This is a genomic window from Bradyrhizobium sp. SZCCHNRI2009 (assembly GCF_032485115.1).
Classification (GTDB): domain Bacteria; phylum Pseudomonadota; class Alphaproteobacteria; order Rhizobiales; family Xanthobacteraceae; genus Bradyrhizobium.
On sequence record NZ_JAUEUH010000006.1, the window covers coordinates 154,181 to 174,543 of the forward strand.

The window sequence follows — 20,363 nt, forward strand, 5'->3', positions numbered from 1 at the left end:
GGCGGGACTGCCCGTGTGGCGCCCCCCACCCCCAGCCCTCCCCCGCAAGCGGGGGAGGGGGCACAGCGTGCCTGCGGCGATCGCTCGTTCCCCTCCAGAGGAAGCCTACTGCCAGCCCGGCACGCCGCGCATGTCCGGCAGGTGATGCGCGATGCCCTTGTGGCAGTCGATGCAGGTCTTCTCGCCGGTGAAGAGGAAGCGCTGGTGGGCTTCGACGGCGCGCGGCGACTGCTTGGTGATGTCCATCGACTGCGCGCTGTGGCAGTTGCGGCATTCGAGCGAGTCGTTCGCCTTGAAGCGCGCCCATTCGTGCAACGCCAGTTCCAGCCTTCGGTCGGTGAACTTCTCGCGGGTGTCGATCGAGCCGAACAGATGGCCCCAGACCTCCTTGGAGGCCTGCATCTTGCGCGCGATCTTGTCGGTCCAGTTGTGCGGCACATGGCAGTCCGGGCAGCTGGCGCGCACACCGGAGCGGTTGGAGAAGTGGACGGTCGTCTTCAGCTCGGCGAACACGTTGTCGCGCATCTCGTGACAGCTGGTACAGAACTTCTCGGTGTTGGTGATCTCCAGCGCGGTGTTGAAGCCGCCCCAGAAGATGACGCCGGCGAGGAAGCCGGCGAGCACCAGCACGCCGAGCCCGAACACGGAGCTCGGCTTCAGCAGCACGTCGATGAGGTCGAGAATGAACTGCCAGGCGCGGCCGGAAAGGCCGAGCCGCTTTTCGGGGACGGGCGCTTTGGCGCCCTCCGGGATGTCGGCGCTGCTCATCGCTTGCCCCCCGGCCTGTCGTGCGCCAGCAGCGTGTCGATGTCGACGAAGTCGTTGCTGACCGGCGGATTGGCGACGCTCTGCGGCACGTGGCACTGGGTGCAGAAGTAGCGCCGCGGCGACACCGACGCCAGGAACTGGCCGTCGCGATCCATGAAGTGGGTGATCGACAGCATCGGCGCCTTCGACTCCGCCGTGCGCGCCCGGGCGTGGCAGGACAGGCATTTGTTGCCCTGCATGTCGACCTGATAGCCGTCGATGGCATGCGGAATCACCGGTGGCTGCTCCGGATAGTTGCGCACCTCCTTCTCGGCGGTGTTCTTCATCGGCTGCATCGGCGGCGCAGGACCCTCGTCGTTGAGCGGTGCAGGACCGCGCAGCGAGGACGAGACGCTCTGGGCGAGCAGGGCGCTCGATCCGGCCGCAACGCTGGCCGCGATCAGCATGACAGCGATTTTTCTCATCATGATGGTCACACCCGCTCGATGCGCACGGCGCATTTCTTGTAGTCGGTCTGCAGCGAGATCGGATCGGTGGCGTCGAGCGTCACCTTGTTGATCAGCTTCGACTCGTCGAACCACGGCACGAAGACGAGGCCGCGCGGCGGCTTGTCGCGGCCGCGGGTCTCGACGCGGGCGCGGATGAAGCCGCGGCGCGAGGCGACCTTGACCTCGTCACCGCGCCTCAAGTTCGCGGCCTCGGCATCGTCCGGATGCATGAAGCAGACGGCTTCGGGGAACGCCTTGTAGAGCTCGGGCACGCGGCGCGTCATCGTGCCGGAATGCCAATGCTCGACCACGCGTCCCGTCGACAGCCAGAACGGATAGTCCTTGTCGGGCGATTCCGCCGGCGGCTCGTAGGGCAAAGCGAAGATGCGCGCCTTGCCGTCGGGGAAGCCGTAGAACTGCACGCCGGTGCCGGCCTTGACGTAAGGATCAGAGCCCTCGCGAAACCGCCAGCGCGTCTCCTTGCCGTCGACCACCGGCCAGCGCAGGCCGCGCTCCCGGTGATAGGCCTCGAACGGCGCCAGGTCATGGCCATGGCCGCGGCCGAACGAGGCGTATTCCTCGAACAGGCCCTTGTGGACGTAGAAGCCGAACGCCTTGGACTCGTCGTTGGCATAGCCCGGCTCGATCTGGTCGAGCGGAAACTTGTCGACCTGGCCGTTCCTGTAGAGCACGTCGAACAGCGTCTTGCCGCGCACGTCGGGCTTCTTGGCGATCAGCTCCTCGGGCCAGACCTCCTCGATCTTGAAGCGCTTGGAGAACTCCATCAACTGCCAGAGATCCGAGCGTGCCTCGCCCGGTGCCGACACGAGCTGGTGCCAGAACTGGGTGCGGCGCTCGGCATTGCCATAGGCGCCTTCCTTTTCCACCCACATTGCCGTCGGCAAAATGAGATCGGCGGCGAGCGCGGTGACCGACGGATAGGCGTCGGAGACGACGATGAAATTGTCCGGATTGCGGAAGCCCGGATAGGTCTCTTCGTTCGCGTTGGGGCCGGCCTGGAGGTTGTTGTTGACCTGCACCCAATAGGCGTTGAGCAGGCCGTCCTTCAGCATCCGGCTCTGCAGCACGGCGTGATAGCCCGGCTTGTCGGGGATCGTGCCTTCCGGCAACTGCCAGATGTGCTCGGCCTTGGCGCGGTGCTCCTTGTTGGTGACCACCATGTCGGCGGGCAGGCGGTGCGAGAAGGTGCCGACCTCGCGCGCGGTGCCGCAGGCCGAGGGCTGGCCGGTCAGCGAGAACGGGCTGTTGCCGGGCTCGCTGATCTTCCCGGTCAGGAGATGGATGTTGTAGACGAGGTTGTTGCACCAGACACCGCGGGTGTGCTGGTTGAAGCCCATGGTCCAGAACGAGACCACCTTGGTCTTCGGATCGGCATAGAGCTCGGCCAGCGCCTCGAGCCGATTCAGCGGCACGCCGGACACCTCGGCGGCCTTCTCCAGCGTATAGTCGGAGACGAACTTGGCATACTCGTCGAACGAGATGTCGGTGGCGTCGTTGGCCTTGGCTGCGCCGGTGGCCTTCTTCTGCAGCGGATGCTCCGGGCGCAGGCCGTAGCCGATGTCGGTCTGGCCCTTCTTGAACACCGTATGCGCCTGGACGAACTCCTTGTTGACGCGGCCGGTCTTGATGATGTGGTTGGCGATCGCGTTGAGGAGATAGAGATCGGTCTGCGGCTTGAACACCATGCCGATGTCGGCGAGGTCGAACGAGCGATGCTCGAAGGTCGAGAGCACAGCGACCTTGACATGCGGCGCCGACAGGCGCCGGTCGGTGACGCGGCTCCACAGGATCGGATGCATCTCCGCCATGTTGGAGCCCCACAGCACGAACGCATCGGTGGCCTCGATGTCGTCGTAGCAGCCGGCCGGCTCGTCGATGCCGAAGGTGCGCATCATGCCGGCGACGGCCGAGGCCATGCAGTGCCGCGCATTCGGATCGATGTTGTTGGAGCGGAAGCCGGCCTTGAACAGCTTTGACGCAGCGTAGCCTTCCCAGATCGTCCACTGTCCCGAGCCGAACATGCCGACGCCGGAGGGACCGCGCTTCTTCAGCGCGTCTTTGTACTTCGCGGCCATGACGTCGAACGCTTCGTCCCAGGAGACGGGGGTGAACTCGCCGTTCTTGTCGTACTTGCCGTTCGTCTTGCGCAGCATCGGATGCGTCAGGCGGTCATGGCCGTACATGATCTTCGAGAGGAAGTAGCCCTTGACGCAGTTGAGGCCGCGATTGACCTCGGCCTTGATGTCGCCATGCGTGGCGACGACGCGGTTGTCCTTGGTCGCGACCATCACGCTGCAGCCGGTGCCGCAGAAGCGGCAGGCGGCCTTGTCCCATTTCAGCTCGCTGGCTTCGCGCTCGGTGACGAGGTTCGCCGCAAGCGAGCTGCCGGGGATGCCGGCGGCGGCCGCGGCAATCGCGGCGGCTTCCAGCTTCAGCATCTGGCGACGATCGATCTTCATGTCGGTCATTGGTGTCTCGTGTGATTAGCCGGCGTCGATGGCGTGGAAGACGAGGCAGGCGGAGTGCACGTGCGGCAGCAGTCCGATCCGGTTCATGGTGGCGCCGAGCGCGCCGGCATCGGGCGCATCGACGACGACGATCAGCTTGCCGCGTGCGTCGCGGCCGTGAATCTCGCAGCCGGACAGCGCGAGGATGTCGGCTTCGACGCGGTCGAGCTGCTCGGGCCGGGTCTGCACGATGATGCTGGCGATCTCGCCCTTGGCCGGTGCGACGACGGGATCGGCGGTGAGGACTCGGCCGGTGATCAGAGCACGGCGGTCGAGGGAGGTGCGGTGTGAGAGCATGGCGGGGTCCTTCCGATCAGTGCGCCGCGGGCGGCCCGGGTGGCCCGGCCATCATCTGGTAAACCCAGACCGTGAGCCCGTAGGAGCCGACGGTGGCGACCGCGAGCGCGGGCATCAGCACAGCGGTGAGAAACAGGAAGGCAACAATTTCCATGCGTCTGCGACGCGCACGCGCGTTCGCATCGCCGCCAACGAGCGACATGAGAGAATTCTCTGCTAGGGGAGGTTCAGTTCAGGAGGGATTGCGGCATCCGGGCCGCGCCTGATCTTATGTTTAAGAAGGCTCCGGAAACCGGCGTTGACCTGGATCAAGCGGGCGGAACCCCGCGCACACCGGCGCACCGCCAGAGCGGAGTCGCGCCGGTCCCCACTGAGCTCTTGGTTGACGGGCTGTGAAGACGCGTGATCGCAGCTTTGCTTGCGAGAAATTCTCGCTGCTCTGCGCCGCGGTCTCGATACGAACATCCCCTCCGGCCGTAAGCCGATAGGACCCGCATCGCTATTTTTCCGGGACGCTCGACACGCGTTGCGCCTGCCACCATCATTCTGTGCATTGCATCAATGCGGATGCAGTCTTGGTCGGAGAGGGCAATGAAGCGTCGTGATTTTCTGAAATTGTCGTTGGCATCGGCTGCGGTGATGGCCTCAGCGGCGCCGCTGCGCGCCGAGGACAAGCCGAAGGAGATCCGCATCGGCACCCAGAAGGGCGGCTTCTTCCCGGCGGTGAAGGCGCGCCGCACCATCGAGGATACGTTCAAGCCTGTCGGCATCGACATCGTCTGGGTCGACTTCCAGTTCGGCCCGCCGCTGCTGGAGGCCATCAATGTCGGCAGCGTCGATTTCGGCTATGTCGGCGACGCGCCGCCGATCTTCGCGCAGGCCGCCGGTGCCAAGATCCGCTACGCGGCGGCCGTCAAGCAGAACGGCAGCAGCCAGGCGATCATCGTGCCCAAGGACTCGCCGATCAAGTCGCTCGCCGATCTCAAAGGCAAGCGGGTCGCCTTTGGCAAGGGCTCGAGCGCGCACAATCTCCTGGTCGCCGCGCTGGAGAAGGCGGGCCTGTCCTGGACCGACATCACGCCGGCGCCGCTCGCGCCCGCCGATGCCACCGCCGCCTTCGTCAAAGGCTCGGTCGATGCCTGGTCGATCTGGGATCCGTATCTCGCGCTTGCCGAGCTCAAGGAGAATGCGCGCGTGATCGTGTGGGACAAGGATGTCCACAAGCCGAACTCATTCTACATCGTCGGCTCCGACTTCGTCGAAAAGTATCCGGCCGTCGTCGCCAGGCTGAACGCGGCTTTCGCCGCCGAAGGCGTGTGGGCCAACAGCCATCACGACGAGGTCGCCAAGGCGCAGGCCGAGGCCACCGGCGTCGATCTTGAGGCGGTCAAGCGCTTCGTCGACCGCTCGGTCTATAGCGTCGTGCCGATCGACGACGAAGTGATCAAGAGCCAGCAGGCCGTCGCCGACCGCTTCGCCCGTGTCGGCCTCATTCCCAAAGCCGTCAACGTCGCCGACATCGTCTGGAAATGGACGCCGTCCACCTGACGGCTGTCCCGCCACTCAAATCCGAAAGAGAACGACATGAGCAACGCTTCGTCGAAGCCCAATGTGCTTTGGTTCCTGCCGACCCATGGCGACGGCCGCTATCTCGGCACCTCGCAAGGCGGCCGCGAGGTCAACTTCAACTATCTGCGCCAGGTGGCGCAGGCCGCCGATCAGCTCGGCTATTACGGCGTGCTGATCCCGACGGGACGCAGCTGCGAGGATTCCTGGATCGTGGCGTCGGCCGTGGCGCCATTCACCGAGAAGCTGCGGTATCTCGTCGCGGTGCGTCCGGGTCTGCAATCGCCGGCCGTGGCCGCGCGCATGACCGCGACACTCGACCGCGTCACCAACGGTCGCCTGCTGGTCAACGTCGTCACCGGCGGCGATCCGGTCGAGAACAAGGGCGACGGCATCTTCCTGTCGCATGAGGAGCGCTACGAGGTCACCCGCGAGTTTCTCACCGTCTACAACGCGCTGCTCGAAGGCGAATCCGTCGACTTCGCCGGCAAGCACATCAAGGTCGAGGATGGCCGGCTGCTGTTCCCACCGGTGCAGTCGCCACGCCCGCCGCTGTTCTTCGGAGGCTCGTCGGATGCCGGCATCGACGTCGCCGTCGATACGGTCGAGAAGTATCTTACCTGGGGCGAGCCGCCGGCAGATGTCGCGGCGAAGATCGCCAAGGTGAGAGCAGTCGCCGACAGCCGTGGCCGCAGGCTGTCGTTCGGCATCCGCCTGCATGTGATCGTGCGCGAGACCAACGCGGAGGCGTGGGTCGCCGCCGACGACCTCATCAAGCACGTCACCGACGACACCATCGCCTCGGCACAGAAGATTTTTGCGCGGATGGATTCGGTCGGCCAGCAGCGCATGTCGCAGCTGCACGGCGGCCGGCGCGACAAGCTCGAGATCAGCCCGAATCTGTGGGCCGGCGTGGGCCTCGTCCGCGGCGGCGCCGGCACCGCGCTGGTCGGCGATCCCGACACGGTCGCGGCGCGCATCCGCGAGTACCAGGAGCTCGGCATCGACACCTTCATCCTGTCCGGCTACCCGCATCTCGAAGAAGCCTACCGCTTCGCCGAGCTGGTGTTTCCCAAGCTTGGGCTGAAGGTGTCCGAGCAGGCCGGCAACGTGACCAAACTGCGCACCAACACCGGCCCATTCGGTGAGACCATCGCCAACGAGCATCGTCCGTTGCAGAGAGCCTCGCAGTCATGAGCCTGATCGAAAGTCTTCCCAAGGTCCGCAAGCTCGTGGTGCCGCGCGCGGATGCGCTGATCCCCTGGCTGGTGCCGCTCGCGATCATCCTGATCTGGCAGGCGGCCTCGGTCGCCGGCCTGGTGTCGCCGCGGGTACTGCCGGCGCCGACCGACGTCGCACGCGCCGGATGGAAGCTGCTGCTATCAGGCGAACTCGGCCGTAACGTCTGGGTCAGCTTCTGGCGCGCCTCGATCGGCTTCTTGATCGGTGGCGGCATCGGCTTCGCCTTCGGGCTCGCCAATGGCCTGTCGCAGCTGTCGGCGAAGCTGACGGACACCACGCTGCAGATGGTGCGCAACGTGCCACATCTGGCGCTGATCCCGCTGGTCATCCTGTGGTTCGGCATCGACGAGAGCGCAAAACTGTTCCTGGTGGCCCTCGGCGTGTTCTTCCCCGTCTACCTCAACACGCTGCACGGGATTCGCACCGTCGATCCGCAACTCATTGAAATGGGCCGCGTCTACGGCATGACCGACGGCGAACTGTTTCGCCGCGTGATCTTCCCCGGTGCGTTGCCGTCGATCTTCGTCGGTCTGCGCTTCGCGCTCGGCATCATGTGGCTCACCTTGATTGTCGCCGAGACGATCGCGGCTTCTTCGGGCCTCGGCTACATGGCGATGCAGGCGCGCGAGTTCATGCAGATCGACGTCGTCGTGCTTTCCATCCTGATCTACGCCCTGCTGGGCAAGGTCGCCGACAGCGCTTCGCGGGTGCTGGAACGGATGACGCTGTCCTGGCATCCGGCCTTCAGCAAACATTGAGGTTCGTAAATGCAGCAAGCGCTCCGAATTCCCGTGTCCGGCGTCGAGGCGATCGACGGCACTGACGTGATCGGGCATGCCGAGGCCTTCCGCCACGCGAGGAAGGCCGGCGTGACCCCGGCCAAACCCGCGACGCGCGGCCTGCCGCTGGTGATCCGCGACCTTCGCAAGGCGTTCGGCGACAACGAGGTGCTGCGCGGCATCGATCTCGAGATTCCGGGCGGTCAGTTCGTGGCGATCGTCGGTCAGAGTGGCTGCGGCAAGAGCACGCTGCTCCGCCTGATCGCAGGTCTGGACAAGCCGACGTCGGGCAGCATCAGCTTCGGTGAAGCCGCGGCGCGGCCCGAGGACGTCCGCGTCATGTTCCAGGAACCGCGGCTGCTGCCGTGGGCGCGGGTGCTCGGCAACGTCGAGGTCGGCCTCGGCCGCGAGCGCAAGGCCGCCGGCGCGCATGAGCGCGCGCGGCAGGCGCTGGAGGAAGTGGGTCTCGCCGACAAGCGCGACCAATGGCCGGCGGTGCTGTCCGGCGGCCAGAAGCAGCGCGTCGCGCTGGCGCGCGCGCTCGTCAGCGGTCCGCGCCTGCTGGCGTTCGACGAGCCGCTCGGCGCCCTCGATGCGCTGACGCGGATCGCGATGCAGCGGCTGCTGGAGCGGGTCTGGGCCGATCAAACCTTCACCGCAATCCTGGTCACCCATGACGTGGCGGAAGCCGTGGCCCTGGCCGACCGGGTTCTGGTCATCGAGAATGGCCGGATCGCCGAGGATATCATGGTCGATCTGCCGCGCCCGCGCCAGCGTGGCTCTGCGGAGCTTGCGGCGCAGGAAGGCTCGATCCTGGGCCAGTTGCTTGGACCGGGCACGGCGGGTTAGGAGAGAATATCGCAATGAACTCCATCGTCCGCCACATGCCCGACGCCACCGCGCTTCAGCCCGATTTCCGCTCCGCGATGCGCCAGCTGGTCGGGGGCGTGAGCGTGATCACCGTCGGGCGCGGCGATGAGGTCACCGGCATGACGGTGAGTTCGCTGTCATCGCTCTCCATCGAGCCGGCGTCCGTGATCGTGAGCCTCAATCGGAACGCCTCGTCTTGGCCGATCCTGCAGCGGGAGCGTGTTTTCGGCGCCAATCTGCTCGCCGCGGACCAGGTCGGCGTGGCCGAGCGGTTCTCGGGTAAAGGCGGTCTCAGAGGCGCCGAGCGGTTCGCCGGCGCGGAGTGGCGCAAGCACGTGACCGGCGTGCCGCTCCTGGTCGGGGCACTCGCCGCGCTGGACTGCGAGGTCGAGGAGATCATCGAGCGGCACTCTCATGGCATCGTGATCGGCCGCGTGGTGCATGTCGAGGTGGCGCCGCAATCGGCAGCCCTGGCATATTGGCATGGCGGCTATGTGCACGTCGACCGCGACGAGGACGTGGCCCGGCTCGCCCCCCTCGGCGGGCCCGATCCGCAGGACGAGCCCTAGGCGGTGAGCGGCGGTTGGCCGCAGGGTGGCGTCCCGAAGCTGGACGCCGTAAAAGCACCGCGGCCTTGAGGCGGTGTTTGCGGCGGAGCTGATGAAACGGATCGGGACCTGGGCGCTCTATGTGATCGGCACGGCCGCGATCCTGTATCTCGCGCTCTATGCCTATGCCGTGCTGACGCAACGCGAGTTCACGCCCGGCGATCCCATTCACATCTTCCGCAATCCCGAGGCGCCGAACTATTCGTGAGGCTGTACCCGGCGACGACGCGCCGGCGTATTCTCGCGAACCCACGGATCCGGGGACTGTTCACAGTCCTGTAGCTGCATCCAATCGTCGGTCAGAAACTGCACGCGGCAGCGGCGCCACACTTTGATGTGTCCGCCATCCGGCGACGTCTCGACATCGGATAGCGACAGGGTGGGCGGCCGCCAGCGATAGCTGCGTTCGTTGTCCCAACCGTCGCAGCCATCCCTGCCACAGGCAACCGTTCGCGAGATCAGCTTGCCCTTGCCTGCGAAGCACCAGCTCCGGGCGCCCCATTCCTGACCCGACGACGGATTGACGAGCGGTGCGTGCGACGTCTGCTCCCAGCAGCCTGACAGCACGCCGCGCGTTGCGGCATCAGCCGGCGAAACGGCAAGCGGCGCGCCGAGGGCCAGCGCGCCGCCGAGAACGAACCGGATGGGCAGATTATACGGGGCTCGGCATGCGCGGCGTGTCGCCGGAGCCCGGCGGCGGGATCGGCACGCCGCCGTCGGCATATTCGTTGAGCTTGTTGCGCAACGTGCGGATCGAGATGCCCAAGATATTGGCCGCATGTGTCCGATTGCCCAGGCAGTGCTTCAGGGTCTCCAGGATCAGGTCACGTTCGACATCGGCGACCGTGCGGCCGACCAAGGCGCGCGTGACCTGCTCCGCCGCCATCGTAGCATGCGCTACGGCGGGTTGGGTCTTGCCGATGTCGAGGCGGGTACCGTCGGGCGTGAGGATGGCATCCGGCCCGATCTCGTCGCCCTGCGCCATCAGCACCGCGCGATGCATCGTGTTCTCCAGCTCGCGCACGTTGCCCGGCCAGCGGTTGGTGGTGAGGACGCGCTTGGCCTCCGCCGAGATCGGCCGCAGCGGTACGGCATTGGCCTCGGAATATTTGCGCGCGAAATGCTGCGCCAGCTCGAGAATGTCGGCGGGGCGCTCGCGCAGGGGAGGGATCTTCAGGTTCACGACGTTGAGCCGGAACAAGAGGTCCTCGCGGAACGAGCCCTCGCGCACGGCGTCGGCAAGGTTGCGGTTGGAGGTCGCGATGATGCGGATGTCGACGGGGACGGGGCGGGTGCCGCCGACGCGGTCGATCACGCGCTCCTGGATGGCGCGCAAGAGCTTCGACTGCAGCCGCACGTCCATTTCCGAGATTTCGTCCAGCAGGAGCGTGCCGCCATTGGCCTCCTCGAACTTGCCGATGCGGCGGGCGACGGCCCCGGTGAAGGCGCCCTTCTCATGGCCGAACAGCTCGGACTCCAGGAGGTGCTCAGGGATTGCGGCGCAGTTGATCGAGATGAAGGGACGCTTGGCGCGGGCCGAGCGGGTGTGGACGTAGCGCGCCAGCACCTCCTTGCCGGTGCCGGACTCGCCGGTGATCATCACCGAGGCGTCGGAGCCGGCGATCTGCTGGGCGAGCTTGATCACCTTCGCCATCGCCTCGTCGCGATAGACGAGGTCGCGGCTGTCATTGGCGACGGCGGCGAGCACGGCGGCGATCAGCTCGGGATCCGGCGGCAGCGGAATGTATTCCTTGGCGCCGGCATGGATGGCGGCGACCGCGGCGCGGGCATCGCTGGTGATGCCGCAGGCGACGATCGGCACGTGGATGTGCTCTGCATCGAGCCGCATCACCAGGTCGCGGATGTCGAGCGCGACGTCGACGAGGAGCAGGTCGGCGCCCTTGCCGCCGCGCAGCACCCGCATCGCCTGCTCGTTGTCCTCGGCATGGGTGACGGTGGCGCCGTTCTCCATGGCGATCTTGGTGGCTGTCGTCAGCTGGCCCTTCAGCGTTCCGACGATGAGAAGCCGCATGTTGGTCTCCTATTCGGTCGTGCCGCTCTCGATCGGCACGCAGGTCATGTCTGTCAGTTGCGGTCGGACTTGATGATTTCGGTCATCGTCACGCCGAGCTTGTCTTCGACCAGAACCACCTCGCCGCGTGCCACGAGCCGGTTGTTGACGTAGATGTCGATCGCCTCGCCGACCTTGCGGTCGAGCTCGAGCACGGTGCCGGGCCCGAGCTTCAGGAGCTCGCCGACATCCATCTTGGAGCGGCCGAGCACGGCCGAGACCTGAACCGGGACGTCGAACACCGCCTCGAGGTCGGCCGCGATGCGCGCGGCATGCTCTTCTTCATTGTAGCCGACGTCCCCGCCCAGCGGAGGCGCGTCCGCCGCATTGAGGTCGGGAAGCGGGATCTCGTTGTCGCTCATGACTTAAACTCCCTCGGCCACCACAGCGGCCTAGTTCTTCTTGGACGCCATGTAGCGTCCGACCAGCTCGTTGATCTTGGCGTCGATCGCAGCGCGCTCCAGCACGACGCCGCCATCCGCCCATTCGATACGGCAGTCGCCGGTCGCGATCTCCGGCTCGGCGAGGATCACGAGGCGCCCCTCGAAGCCGCTCTGCTTGGCGAGCTTCTCGATCTTCTCGCGGGCGAGCTCGTACAGCGTCTCGTTGATGCGCAGCACGAGGTGCGGCGTGGCGACCAAATGCGCGAAGCAGTCGTGCACGAGTCCGATGATCTCGCCGAGCGGCTCCGCCTCGACCAGCGCCGCGCACAGCTTGCGGGCGACGGCGACCGCGACATCGACCGCCTCGGTTTCCATCCGCTGCTCGATGCCTTCGAAGCGGGCGGAGATGCCCTGCAATTGGATGTTGATCTGCTCCAGCGCCGAGGCGACGCGGCGGTCGGCCTCGACCTTGGCTTCGCGCTGCGCCGCCTCGTAGCCGTTGCGATAGGCGGCGGCTTCGGCGGCCGCGACCTTCTGTGCGATTTCCGCGGACGTGGCCGCACGCTCCCGCGTCGTCTTCTCCGGCGCGGCGAAGTCGGTATCGAACAGGAATTTCGCAGGCTGAGCCATCAATACACCAGTTCGTCGTCGGCGCGGTTCTTGCTGAGCATGATCTCGCCCTTGGCGGCGAGGTCCTTGGCGAGATTGACGAGCAGGGCCTGCGCCTCGTCGACGTCGCGCAACCGTACCGGCCCCATGGCGGCCATGTCGTCCTGCAGCATCTTGGCGGCGCGCGACGACATGTTGCCGAAGAAGAAGTTGCGGACCTCCTCGTTGGCGCTCTTGAGCGCCACGCCGAGCTTGTCCTTGTCGACATTGCGCAGCAGGGTCTGCGCCGAGGCGGAATCGAGCTTGATCAGGTCGTCGAAGGTGAACATCAGCGCCTTGATGCGCTCGGCCGATTCGCGGTTCTCTTCTTCGAGCGACGTGATGAAGCGGGTCTCGGTCTGGCGGTCGAAATTGTTGAAGATTTCGGCCATCACCTCGTGGGCGTCGCGGCGGCGGGTCTGCGACAGGTTCGACATGAACTCGACGCGCAGGGTCTGCTCGACGCGCTCGATGACCTCCTTCTGCACCGCTTCCATGCGCAGCATGCGGCCGATGACGTCGAGCGCCATGTCCTCGGGCAGGATCGCGAGCACGCGAGCGGCATGCTCCGGCTTCAGCTTGGACAGCACGACCGCGATGGTCTGCGGATATTCGTTCTTGAGGTAGTTGGCGAGCACCTCTTCCTGGACGTTGGAGAGCTTCTCCCACATGTTGCGGCCGGCGGGGCCGCGGATCTCGTCCATGATGCCGTTGACGCGTTCCGGCGGCAGGTATTGCTGCAGCAGGCGCTCGGTGGCGTCGAAATTGCCCATCAGCGCGCCGGAGGCCGACATGCGCGAGACGAATTCGAGCATCAGGTCCTCGACCACGTCGGCTTCGATGGTTCCCAGCGTCGACATCGCCAGCGACAGTTCACGTACCTCGTCGTCATCGAGCTGCTGCCAGATCTTGCCGCCATACTGCTCGCCGAGCGCGAGCATCATCACGGCGGCGCGCCGCGGGCCGCTCAAGGGCTCGGTCTTCTCGCGCTGCGCCTGGCGGCTCGCCAAGGTCGCGATGACCGTGGAAATGTCGTTGTTGTTGGCGTTGGCGTTCTGGGTCTGCGGCAGCGACATGGCGTCTACGTTCTTTTCAGTTCAGGCGGTTCACGTCGATCGGGTCAGCTCTGCGGCTCGGCGAGCCACTGGCGGATGATGGCGGCGGCTTCGCCCGGGTTGCGGTCGGCCAGCTCGCCCACCCGGTGGACGGACTGAGCGTGGACCTGGCCCTGGACCTGGGCGACGTCGATCATGTTGGCGGTCTGCTGGGCGTGAGCGGCTGCCTGGATGGTTTCGTCGGTGAGGGCCGGCAGGCCGCCGCCCGGGGCGGCGATCTCCTCGCTGGCGATGATCTTCTTCACCAGCGGCCGCACCACCATGAACACGACCACGATGCCGAGCAGCATCATCACCGCGAGCTCGATGACGTACATGACGTCATCCTTGGTGAAGTGGAGCATGCCGAGGAAGCCGGTGGGCTCGTTGATCTGCGGCACGGTGGGAGCGTCGGCGAATTTCAGGTTGACCACCTCGACCTGGTCGCCGCGCTTCTGGTCGAAGCCGATGGCGGAGCGGACCAGGGCGGCGATGCGGTCGAGCTCGTCCTTGCTGCGCTCTTGATAGACCAGCTCGCCCTTTTCGTTCTTCGAGTAGGCGCCGTCGACCAGAACCGCGACCGAGATGCGGTTGACCCGTCCGGCCTCGGTGACTTCGGTCTTGGTGGTCCGGGAGATCTCGTAATTGTTGGTCTCTTCGGTCTTCTTGCTCTGGTCCCGCGGCTGTTGCGGCGGCGCGTTCTGCTGGTTGCCCGGCAGCTCGTTGTTGACCGTGACCTGGCCGTTGTTCTCGTTGGTCGCCGACTGCTCTTCGCGGGTCTGGCTCGAGCGCAGCACGCGGCCTTCCGGATCGTAGCGGTCGGAGGTCTGGGTGATGCGGTTGTAGTCGAAGTCGGCGGACAGCTGGACGCGGGCGCGGCCCGCTCCGACCACCGAGGAGACGATGTCCTCGACCTGCTTGCGCATCCGCTTCTCGAAGGCGTTGCGGCGCTCGTCGCCGACCTGCTGGTCGATGTCGGTCTGGGTGCCGTCGGCAAGCAGCTGGCCGGCCTCGTCGACGATCGACACCCGCTGCGGCTTCAGGCCGTTGACGGCGGAGGCGACGAGGTGGCGGATGGCGCGGATCTGCGCCGGCTCGAGGGTGCCGCGCACGCGCACGACGATCGAGGCGGACGGCTCCGGGGTCTCGCGCGAGAACAGCGGCCGCTCCGGCAGGACGAGATGGACGCGCGCCGCCTGGACACGGTCGATGGCGCGGATGGTGCGGGCGAGCTCGCCCTCGAGCGCGCGGAGATGGTTGATGTTCTGGACGAAGCTCGTGGTGCCCAGCGCGTCCGACTTGTCGAAGATCTCGTAGCCGACGCCGCCGCCCTTGGGCAGGCCGCCCTCGGCGAGCTTCATGCGCAGCCGGGTCACCTTGTCCTTGGGCACCAGGATCACGCTGCCTTCATTGCGCATCTCGAAGGGAATGCCCTGTCGCTCCAGATCCTTGATGATGCTGGAGGAGTCTTCCATCGTCAGGTCGGTGAAGAGGGTGGTCATCTGCGGCGCGGTCACGCGCATGATGACGAAGCCGAAGAAGCCGATTAAGGCAGCGGTGACTGCGATCATGGCGGTGAGCCGCGCGGCGCCCAAACCCTTCAGGAAGTCCAAGAGACCTTGCAAGCAACTGCCCCATAGTTCGGCATTCGACGGGTGGCCGCTGAAAGGTGATTTGAGCTTCGCGGGCCTTTACGGCCGGTTGCATAGATCGCGAAATTCAATCCTTAACCTTCACCAGCACCCGCATTCCAGGTGGCGATCCGATGTCGGCCGCTGCCCCGCCGTTCGCGGGACGGGGCGCGGAGGTTGAATCGAACCACTGGGCAATTATTGCCTATGGGAAGGTTTCGATATGGTTAACGGTGGTTAAAGGGTCCTAACAAAGTGTAGACATGCAAAAAATCGGCTTGGCAGGGCCAAGCCGATTTTCGAAGAAATCCCGTCGCGTCGGCAACGATCTATTGGCGATATTGCTGAATTCGGGTGGTGCGCAGGCCGGCGAGACCGTGCTGGTCGATCGAGAACTGCCACGACAGGAATTCGTCGACGGTCAGGGTGTAGCGGCTGCACGCTTCCTCGAGGGACAGCAAGCCGCCGCGAACGGCGGCAACGACTTCAGCCTTCCGGCGAATGACCCACCTCTTGGTGCCTGGCGCAGGCAAATCCGCGATGGTGAGTGGGCTGCCGTCAGGCCCGATGACGTATTTCACCCTCGGGCGATGGGGTTCTGTCATGGCGTACTCACAAACTCTTAACCACTGAACTCACGGTAAGACCCTACGCCGCCTCGCTTAAAATTTGCCTAAGCCGAGGGCGCGAATCCGGCGTTGCGCGCGAACGCCGCCACTTCCGGTGGCGCTGCGCCCCGGGAGCGGAATCGTGGTGAATGATTGGTTAAGAATTTCCGGCGCTTACGCTGACAGGTCGCCGCGGCGGCTGAGCTTGTTCAAGTCCAGCCGGGATCGGTTCAGATGGGGTGGGAGCTAGCTCACGATCCGCTGGATCTGGTTCACCGTGTAGGTCTGGCCGCCGATCGTCAGCAACGGCGGCTGCTGGGTCAGGTCGACCGAGGACACGGTGCCCTGGACCTGGGTCGAGATCGCCACCGGACTGCCATTGGTCACATCGGTCGCGACCGTCGTGATCTTGTACTGCCCGTCCGGCCATTGGGTGCCGTCATTGCCCTGGCCGTTCCAGTTGTAGGTCTGATTGTTGCCGGCGCTGGCGGTATATTTGCCGGTGAAGACGGTCTGGCCAACGCTGTTGGTGATGTTGACGGTGAGGTTGCAGTCCTTGGGGATGCTGAGGTCCCAACTCGCCTTTCCGCTGGCCATGGTCGTCGTGGAGCCGCTGACCACGGCGGTCTTGCCGACGAAGGCCAGCGCCTGGGTCGCCTGCGTCGCCTGCTGCATCGTGAGCAGCGATGCGAGCTGGTCGTTGGTCTTGAGCTGCTGCTCGACGCCGGCAAACTGCACGAGCTGCTGGGTGAACTGATTGGTGTCCAGCGGATCCAACGGATTCTGGTTCTGCAGCTGCGTCGTCAGCAGCGTCAGGAAGGTCTGGAAATTGCCGGCAATCGTCGAGCCTGTGCTCGAGCCGAGGCTGTTGTTGCCGGTTGACGAATTGGTGTTGGTCGTGCCCGAGACTGGCGGGCTTGACGTGATCGCGTCGCCGATTGCCATGGAAGCCTCCTGTTAAACCCTGATATCCACGCCGCCTTGCGCGCCGAACATCCGTCCATAGGACCGTCCGGCGAGCTGGACCGGGACGTTTTCGTCCTCGGTCACGATCAGGCGTTGTGCGTTGCCATTCTGTTGATAATCGCCGCCATTCTGGCCGGACGAGTTCTGGTCGCGCAGCGAGAACTGCAATCCGCTGTTGTTGCTCTTGAGGCCGGCGTCCTGCAGCGCCTGCTGGAGCTGCGGCGCCGTCTGCTGCAGCATCGCCAGCGTCTCCGGCTTCTCGACCCGCAGATGCGAGGTCACCTGGCCATTGCGGTCGACGTCGATGCGGACGTCGATGCGGCCGAGCTCGGCCGGATCCAGTCGGATCTCGAAGCGGCTCTTGCCGTTGAGCGCCGAGGCTGCGATCTCGACGGCAAGCCCATGAAGCGGCACAGCGGCCGCCGTGGCGGCGGTCGCGGTCAGGTTGGCCGCGGTGATCTGGCTGGTCGATGCGGCCGGCGTCGACAGCTGGGGCTGCGCGGCGGCCGTGGCCTGTGCACTCGGATCGGGCGCCGGCGCGTTGGTCTGGCTGGTCGTCGGCGCGGCGTTGCGATCATGTGAGGCCGGTGCCTGCAAATTGCCGTTCGCCTTCCCGTCGCCGGCCTCGACGGAGTCCGGCTTGGCTGCAACAGCGGGTTGTTGCGCGAGCGCGCCCTGGCCCGGCTGCTGAGTGGACTGGACGTTGCCATTGCCCGGTTCGGTGACCTTGCCGGCTGCGCCGTCGGCGAGCCCCGTCTTAATCTGTGTGCCCGGCTTGCCCGTCGTCTTGGTGCTGCCGGGAACGGCCGTATCGAGCGCGGCGGTGAAGGTCTGATCGGCAGACGCGGCAGCGTCGCCGGAGGCCGCCGCTGCCGTCTCGGGCGCCGTCGCGGTGGATCCGGCTCCGTCGACATCCTTGGCCGCCCCGGTGGATTTGGCTGCGGCCGCCAGCAGACCTGCCGCGGCATCGACCGAGCCCTGCGGGCCAACACCGGCCACTCCGACGGGCGCGGTCGCGCCGGGCGCATTGGTTTTGCCGTCGCCGCCCGCCGTGCCATCGCCGGTGGCGGGGTTGGCGAGGGTGATGTCGGGCTGGATGACGACGGCGACCGGCGTCGGCACGGCCACGGTCTGCTCGGCTATAGCGGTCGTCGCAGCGCTCGCATCCGTGCTGGCCTGATCGCCGTCCTTCTTGTCGCCCGTCTTGCCGTTGCTGGTCTTTCCGTCGGCGGTCCCGGCCGCATCGGTCTTGGTCGGCGTGCCGGTGGTCGCGTCGGCCGTGGTATCGGGACCGCTGGCGTCGGCGCCCGCAGTGCTGCCGTCGGCCTTGTCCGCCGGCTTGTCCTGCGACTTGGCCTGGGTGGTGCGATCGGCGTCGCCGGCCCGCGCCGGCTCGCGGCTCGGGGTGGAAGCGCTGCCGGCGCGCGGTGACGGCGATGCGGAGGTGGGCGGCGACGCTGTCGACGGATCCGGAGTCGCGGCGTCGACCAGCGCCGAGAAGCTGTCGGACGGCTGCGGAGCGTCCTGACGGGACTGTCTCGGCGCCGTGGTCTTGAGAACCGTGCCTGCCTGGATGTCTGACGTGACGCTGAACACCTTGGACCCTCTCGCGATGAACTCGACCAAGCAGTTCAGCAAGGAGCGGGCCAAGCCGGGGCCGCTGAAAATAGTCAATAAATTCAACTACTTATGGAATCGGTCGCGGCGCGGATCCCCCGCCGCGTCCTCGCCATTTCTGCCCGGCCGGCAAGATTTGCCGCCGGCATCTGCGACCGGCGCAATTGCTTCGCAGGAAGTGCGCCTATATTAGAGACAGATGCTTTCGTGTTGTTTCCGATCAGGACATCCTGTCCGGAGATCGCCCGAAGCAAGCCATCCGCAAAGACGGCGCATGCGAGGCGTTCCCGCGCCGGGAACTCGTTGCCTGACGCCGCGATCGCAGTGACCGGATCATGCTCAACAGTCTCGATCTCGAAGGCCGTCCTGAAGACACCAGGGTCGTCGTCGCCATGTCCGGCGGCGTGGACTCCTCGGTGACGGCCGCGCTGCTGAAGTCGGAAGGCTACGACGTCGTCGGCATCACCCTGCAGCTCTACGATCACGGCGCGGCGACGCACCGCAAGGGCGCGTGCTGCGCCGGCCAGGACATCCACGATGCCCGCAACGTCGCCGAGCGCCTCGGCATCCCGCACTACGTGCTGGACTACGAAGACCGCTTCCGCGAGTCGGTGATCGACAATTTCGCCGCCAGCTACGCTTCGGGCGAAACGCCGGTGCCGTGCATCGAGTGCAACCGCGCCATCAAGTTCGGCGATCTCCTGAAGACCGCGCGCGAGCTCGGCGCCTCCGTGCTCGCCACCGGCCACTACGTCGCCTCGCGGCGGCTGGCGGACGGATCGCGCGCGCTCACTTGCGCGGCGGACAGCGATCGCGACCAGAGCTACTTCCTGTTCGCGACCACGCGCGAGCAGCTCGATTATCTGCGCTTTCCGCTCGGCGACATGACCAAGCCGGAGGTGCGCGAGCTCGCGCGCCGCTTCGGACTGGAGGTCGCCGACAAGCACGACAGCCAGGACATCTGCTTCGTGCCGACCGGCCGCTACACCGACATCATCGGCAAGCTGCGCCCGAACGCGATGGAGCCGGGCGAGATCGTCGATCTCAATGGCCGCGTGCTCGGCGTGCATCAGGGCATCGCGAACTACACGATCGGTCAGCGCAAGGGCCTCGGCATCGCTGCCGGCGCGCCGCTCTACGTCGTCAAGCTGGACGTCGCCACCCGCCGCGTCGTGGTCGGCCCGCGCGAGGCGCTGCGCACGCATCGCATCACGCTGCGCGAGGTCAACTGGATCGGTGACGGCGCGCTCGACGCCGCCGCGCGCGAGGGCCTCGAATTGTTCGTGCGGGTGCGCTCGACGCGGCCGCCGCAGCCGGCTTGGCTGCGCGGTGCGGACGGCCGTTACGAGGTCGAGCTCGTCGCCGGCGAAGAGGGCGTCTCGCCGGGCCAGGCCTGCGTGTTCTACGATGCCGCGTCCGGCCGCGCCCGCGTGCTCGGTGGCGGCTTCATCCAGAGCGCTGTTGCGGAAAGCAGCAGCTTGGGCGGCAACGTGATCAGGCCGCAGCGAGTGGCCGAGCCGGTCCGCGGCTGATCAGCATCCATCATTCAGGGCAGGGGGCATGGGGGACATCGACCGCGCGGGGGTCGAAAAGGCCTATGAGCGCTGGGCGCCGATCTACGATCTGGTGTTCGGCAAGGTCTTCGATCAGGGCCGCCAATCGACCATCGCGGAGGCCGATCGCATCGGCGGCCGCATTCTCGACGTCGGCGTCGGCACCGGTCTGTCCTTGTCGGACTATGCCCGGACCACGAAGATCTGCGGCGTCGATATCTCCGAGCCGATGCTGCGGCGGGCGCAGGCCCGCGTGCGCGAGCTGAAGCTCCTCAATGTCGAGACGCTCGCGGTGATGGATGCCAAGCATCTCGCGTTTCCCGACAATTTCTTCGACGCGGTGGTCGCGCAATACGTCATCACCGCGGTGCCGGATCCCGAAGCGACGCTCGATGATTTCATCCGCGTGCTGAAGCCGGGCGGCGAGCTGATCCTGGTCAACCATATCGGCGCCGAGAGCGGCCCGCGCCGCATCTTCGAGCTCGCCTTCGCGCCGATCGCGCGCCGGCTCGGCTGGCGGCCGGAGTTCCCCTGGGCCCGGCTGGTGAACTGGGCCGCAAAGCATGGCGGCGTCACGCTGGCCGAGCGCCGGCCGATGCCACCGCTCGGACACTTCTCGCTCATTCGCTACCGCAAGGGCTGACCG

At 66.2% G+C, this 20,363-nt stretch carries 22 protein-coding genes; 9 read left to right on the forward strand and 13 right to left on the reverse strand.

What is annotated here, in order from left to right:
* Positions 1-105: 105 nt before the first annotated feature.
* The 5 genes from QX041_RS21975 to napE are packed head-to-tail and all read right to left on the reverse strand — an operon-like array spanning position 106 to position 4,283.
* Positions 106-768 (reverse strand): NapC/NirT family cytochrome c, encoded by a 663-nt coding sequence (locus QX041_RS21975; RefSeq protein WP_316166530.1) that lies wholly within the window; start codon positions 766-768, stop codon positions 106-108.
* Positions 765-1,235 (reverse strand): nitrate reductase cytochrome c-type subunit, encoded by a 471-nt coding sequence (locus QX041_RS21980; protein WP_315714155.1) that lies wholly within the window; start codon positions 1,233-1,235, stop codon positions 765-767. Before QX041_RS21980 ends, QX041_RS21975 begins: the two co-directional genes overlap by 4 nt.
* 5 nt (positions 1,236-1,240) lie before the next feature.
* Complete coding sequence (gene napA, locus QX041_RS21985; protein ID WP_316166531.1) at positions 1,241-3,745, reverse strand: nitrate reductase catalytic subunit NapA; 2,505 nt, start codon at positions 3,743-3,745, stop codon at positions 1,241-1,243.
* A gap of 15 nt (positions 3,746-3,760) precedes the next feature.
* Entirely contained in the window at positions 3,761-4,081 is a 321-nt protein-coding gene (locus QX041_RS21990; protein WP_315750094.1) for a chaperone NapD, read from the reverse strand.
* Between the two features lie 16 nt (positions 4,082-4,097).
* Entirely contained in the window at positions 4,098-4,283 is a 186-nt protein-coding gene (gene napE / locus QX041_RS21995) for a periplasmic nitrate reductase, NapE protein (protein ID WP_315714158.1), read from the reverse strand.
* 389 nt (positions 4,284-4,672) lie between these two features.
* Here napE and QX041_RS22000 point away from each other — a divergent pair, with 389 nt between their 5' ends.
* From QX041_RS22000 to QX041_RS22025, 6 genes are all read left to right on the forward strand, one after another.
* On the forward strand, positions 4,673-5,629 hold the full coding sequence (locus QX041_RS22000) for an aliphatic sulfonate ABC transporter substrate-binding protein (RefSeq protein ID WP_316166532.1): 957 nt from the start codon (positions 4,673-4,675) through the stop codon (positions 5,627-5,629).
* Between the two features lie 36 nt (positions 5,630-5,665).
* Complete coding sequence (gene ssuD, locus QX041_RS22005; protein ID WP_316166533.1) at positions 5,666-6,844, forward strand: FMNH2-dependent alkanesulfonate monooxygenase; 1,179 nt, start codon at positions 5,666-5,668, stop codon at positions 6,842-6,844.
* On the forward strand, positions 6,841-7,647 hold the full coding sequence (locus QX041_RS22010) for an ABC transporter permease subunit (RefSeq protein WP_316166534.1): 807 nt from the start codon (positions 6,841-6,843) through the stop codon (positions 7,645-7,647). Before ssuD ends, QX041_RS22010 begins: the two co-directional genes overlap by 4 nt.
* Before the next feature lie 9 nt (positions 7,648-7,656).
* Positions 7,657-8,517, forward strand: a complete 861-nt coding sequence (locus tag QX041_RS22015) for an ATP-binding cassette domain-containing protein (RefSeq protein ID WP_315714162.1) — start codon at positions 7,657-7,659, stop codon at positions 8,515-8,517.
* Between the two features lie 14 nt (positions 8,518-8,531).
* Entirely contained in the window at positions 8,532-9,107 is a 576-nt protein-coding gene (locus QX041_RS22020) for a flavin reductase family protein (protein ID WP_315714163.1), read from the forward strand.
* Between the two features lie 91 nt (positions 9,108-9,198).
* Positions 9,199-9,354, forward strand: coding sequence for a hypothetical protein (locus QX041_RS22025; protein WP_315714164.1), 156 nt, complete (start codon positions 9,199-9,201; stop codon positions 9,352-9,354).
* A gap of 444 nt (positions 9,355-9,798) precedes the next feature.
* On the opposite strand, the gene QX041_RS22030 is transcribed toward QX041_RS22025, so the two are convergent.
* The 8 genes from QX041_RS22030 to QX041_RS22065 form a co-directional block, all read right to left on the reverse strand.
* Positions 9,799-11,178, reverse strand: a complete 1,380-nt coding sequence (locus QX041_RS22030) for a sigma-54 dependent transcriptional regulator (RefSeq protein WP_316166535.1) — start codon at positions 11,176-11,178, stop codon at positions 9,799-9,801.
* Positions 11,179-11,231: 53 nt separating this feature from the next.
* Complete coding sequence (gene fliN, locus QX041_RS22035; protein ID WP_015669138.1) at positions 11,232-11,579, reverse strand: flagellar motor switch protein FliN; 348 nt, start codon at positions 11,577-11,579, stop codon at positions 11,232-11,234.
* Positions 11,580-11,609: 30 nt separating this feature from the next.
* Entirely contained in the window at positions 11,610-12,230 is a 621-nt protein-coding gene (locus QX041_RS22040; protein ID WP_315714166.1) for a FliH/SctL family protein, read from the reverse strand.
* Positions 12,230-13,324, reverse strand: a complete 1,095-nt coding sequence (fliG, locus tag QX041_RS22045) for a flagellar motor switch protein FliG (protein WP_315714167.1) — start codon at positions 13,322-13,324, stop codon at positions 12,230-12,232. Before fliG ends, QX041_RS22040 begins: the two co-directional genes overlap by 1 nt.
* A 44-nt stretch (positions 13,325-13,368) precedes the next feature.
* On the reverse strand, positions 13,369-14,967 hold the full coding sequence (gene fliF, locus QX041_RS22050; protein ID WP_315714168.1) for a flagellar basal-body MS-ring/collar protein FliF: 1,599 nt from the start codon (positions 14,965-14,967) through the stop codon (positions 13,369-13,371).
* A 335-nt stretch (positions 14,968-15,302) separates the two neighbouring features.
* Positions 15,303-15,578 carry a DUF1153 domain-containing protein gene (locus tag QX041_RS22055; RefSeq protein WP_002714638.1) on the reverse strand — a complete coding sequence of 92 codons (276 nt, stop codon included), beginning with the start codon at positions 15,576-15,578 and terminating at the stop codon, positions 15,303-15,305.
* 249 nt (positions 15,579-15,827) lie between these two features.
* Entirely contained in the window at positions 15,828-16,526 is a 699-nt protein-coding gene (locus QX041_RS22060) for a flagellar hook assembly protein FlgD (RefSeq protein ID WP_315750102.1), read from the reverse strand.
* Positions 16,527-16,538: 12 nt separating this feature from the next.
* Positions 16,539-18,143 (reverse strand): flagellar hook-length control protein FliK, encoded by a 1,605-nt coding sequence (locus QX041_RS22065; protein ID WP_316166536.1) that lies wholly within the window; start codon positions 18,141-18,143, stop codon positions 16,539-16,541.
* On the opposite strand from QX041_RS22065, the gene QX041_RS22070 reads away from it, so the two are divergent.
* From QX041_RS22070 to QX041_RS22080, 3 genes are all read left to right on the forward strand, one after another.
* Positions 18,130-18,357: a hypothetical protein gene (locus QX041_RS22070; protein ID WP_316166537.1), complete on the forward strand. Its 228-nt coding sequence runs from the start codon at positions 18,130-18,132 to the stop codon at positions 18,355-18,357. The two genes, QX041_RS22065 and QX041_RS22070, sit on opposite strands and share 14 nt — an antisense overlap.
* A gap of 142 nt (positions 18,358-18,499) precedes the next feature.
* A complete protein-coding gene (gene mnmA / locus QX041_RS22075; RefSeq protein ID WP_315714172.1) occupies positions 18,500-19,696 on the forward strand; it encodes a tRNA 2-thiouridine(34) synthase MnmA in 1,197 nt (398 codons plus the stop codon).
* A 28-nt stretch (positions 19,697-19,724) separates the two neighbouring features.
* On the forward strand, positions 19,725-20,360 hold the full coding sequence (locus QX041_RS22080) for a class I SAM-dependent methyltransferase (protein WP_316166538.1): 636 nt from the start codon (positions 19,725-19,727) through the stop codon (positions 20,358-20,360).
* The last annotated feature ends 3 nt before the right edge of the window (positions 20,361-20,363 follow it).

Excerpts from the sequence above, each read along its gene's own strand:
- QX041_RS21975 (WP_316166530.1), bottom strand. The coding sequence starts at position 768 with ATGAGCAGCGCCGACATCCCGGAGGGCGCCAAAGCGCCCGTCCCCGAA.
- QX041_RS21980 (WP_315714155.1), bottom strand. The coding sequence starts at position 1,235 with ATGATGAGAAAAATCGCTGTCATGCTGATCGCGGCCAGCGTTGCGGCC.
- napA (WP_316166531.1), bottom strand. The coding sequence starts at position 3,745 with ATGACCGACATGAAGATCGATCGTCGCCAGATGCTGAAGCTGGAAGCC.
- QX041_RS21990 (WP_315750094.1), bottom strand. The coding sequence starts at position 4,081 with ATGCTCTCACACCGCACCTCCCTCGACCGCCGTGCTCTGATCACCGGC.
- napE (WP_315714158.1), bottom strand. The coding sequence starts at position 4,283 with ATGTCGCTCGTTGGCGGCGATGCGAACGCGCGTGCGCGTCGCAGACGC.
- QX041_RS22000 (WP_316166532.1), top strand. The coding sequence starts at position 4,673 with ATGAAGCGTCGTGATTTTCTGAAATTGTCGTTGGCATCGGCTGCGGTG.
- ssuD (WP_316166533.1), top strand. The coding sequence starts at position 5,666 with ATGAGCAACGCTTCGTCGAAGCCCAATGTGCTTTGGTTCCTGCCGACC.
- QX041_RS22010 (WP_316166534.1), top strand. The coding sequence starts at position 6,841 with ATGAGCCTGATCGAAAGTCTTCCCAAGGTCCGCAAGCTCGTGGTGCCG.
- QX041_RS22015 (WP_315714162.1), top strand. The coding sequence starts at position 7,657 with ATGCAGCAAGCGCTCCGAATTCCCGTGTCCGGCGTCGAGGCGATCGAC.
- QX041_RS22020 (WP_315714163.1), top strand. The coding sequence starts at position 8,532 with ATGAACTCCATCGTCCGCCACATGCCCGACGCCACCGCGCTTCAGCCC.
- QX041_RS22025 (WP_315714164.1), top strand. The coding sequence starts at position 9,199 with ATGAAACGGATCGGGACCTGGGCGCTCTATGTGATCGGCACGGCCGCG.
- QX041_RS22030 (WP_316166535.1), bottom strand. The coding sequence starts at position 11,178 with ATGCGGCTTCTCATCGTCGGAACGCTGAAGGGCCAGCTGACGACAGCC.
- fliN (WP_015669138.1), bottom strand. The coding sequence starts at position 11,579 with ATGAGCGACAACGAGATCCCGCTTCCCGACCTCAATGCGGCGGACGCG.
- QX041_RS22040 (WP_315714166.1), bottom strand. The coding sequence starts at position 12,230 with ATGGCTCAGCCTGCGAAATTCCTGTTCGATACCGACTTCGCCGCGCCG.
- fliG (WP_315714167.1), bottom strand. The coding sequence starts at position 13,324 with ATGTCGCTGCCGCAGACCCAGAACGCCAACGCCAACAACAACGACATT.
- QX041_RS22055 (WP_002714638.1), bottom strand. The coding sequence starts at position 15,578 with ATGACAGAACCCCATCGCCCGAGGGTGAAATACGTCATCGGGCCTGAC.
- QX041_RS22060 (WP_315750102.1), bottom strand. The coding sequence starts at position 16,526 with ATGGCAATCGGCGACGCGATCACGTCAAGCCCGCCAGTCTCGGGCACG.
- mnmA (WP_315714172.1), top strand. The coding sequence starts at position 18,500 with ATGCTCAACAGTCTCGATCTCGAAGGCCGTCCTGAAGACACCAGGGTC.
- QX041_RS22080 (WP_316166538.1), top strand. The coding sequence starts at position 19,725 with ATGGGGGACATCGACCGCGCGGGGGTCGAAAAGGCCTATGAGCGCTGG.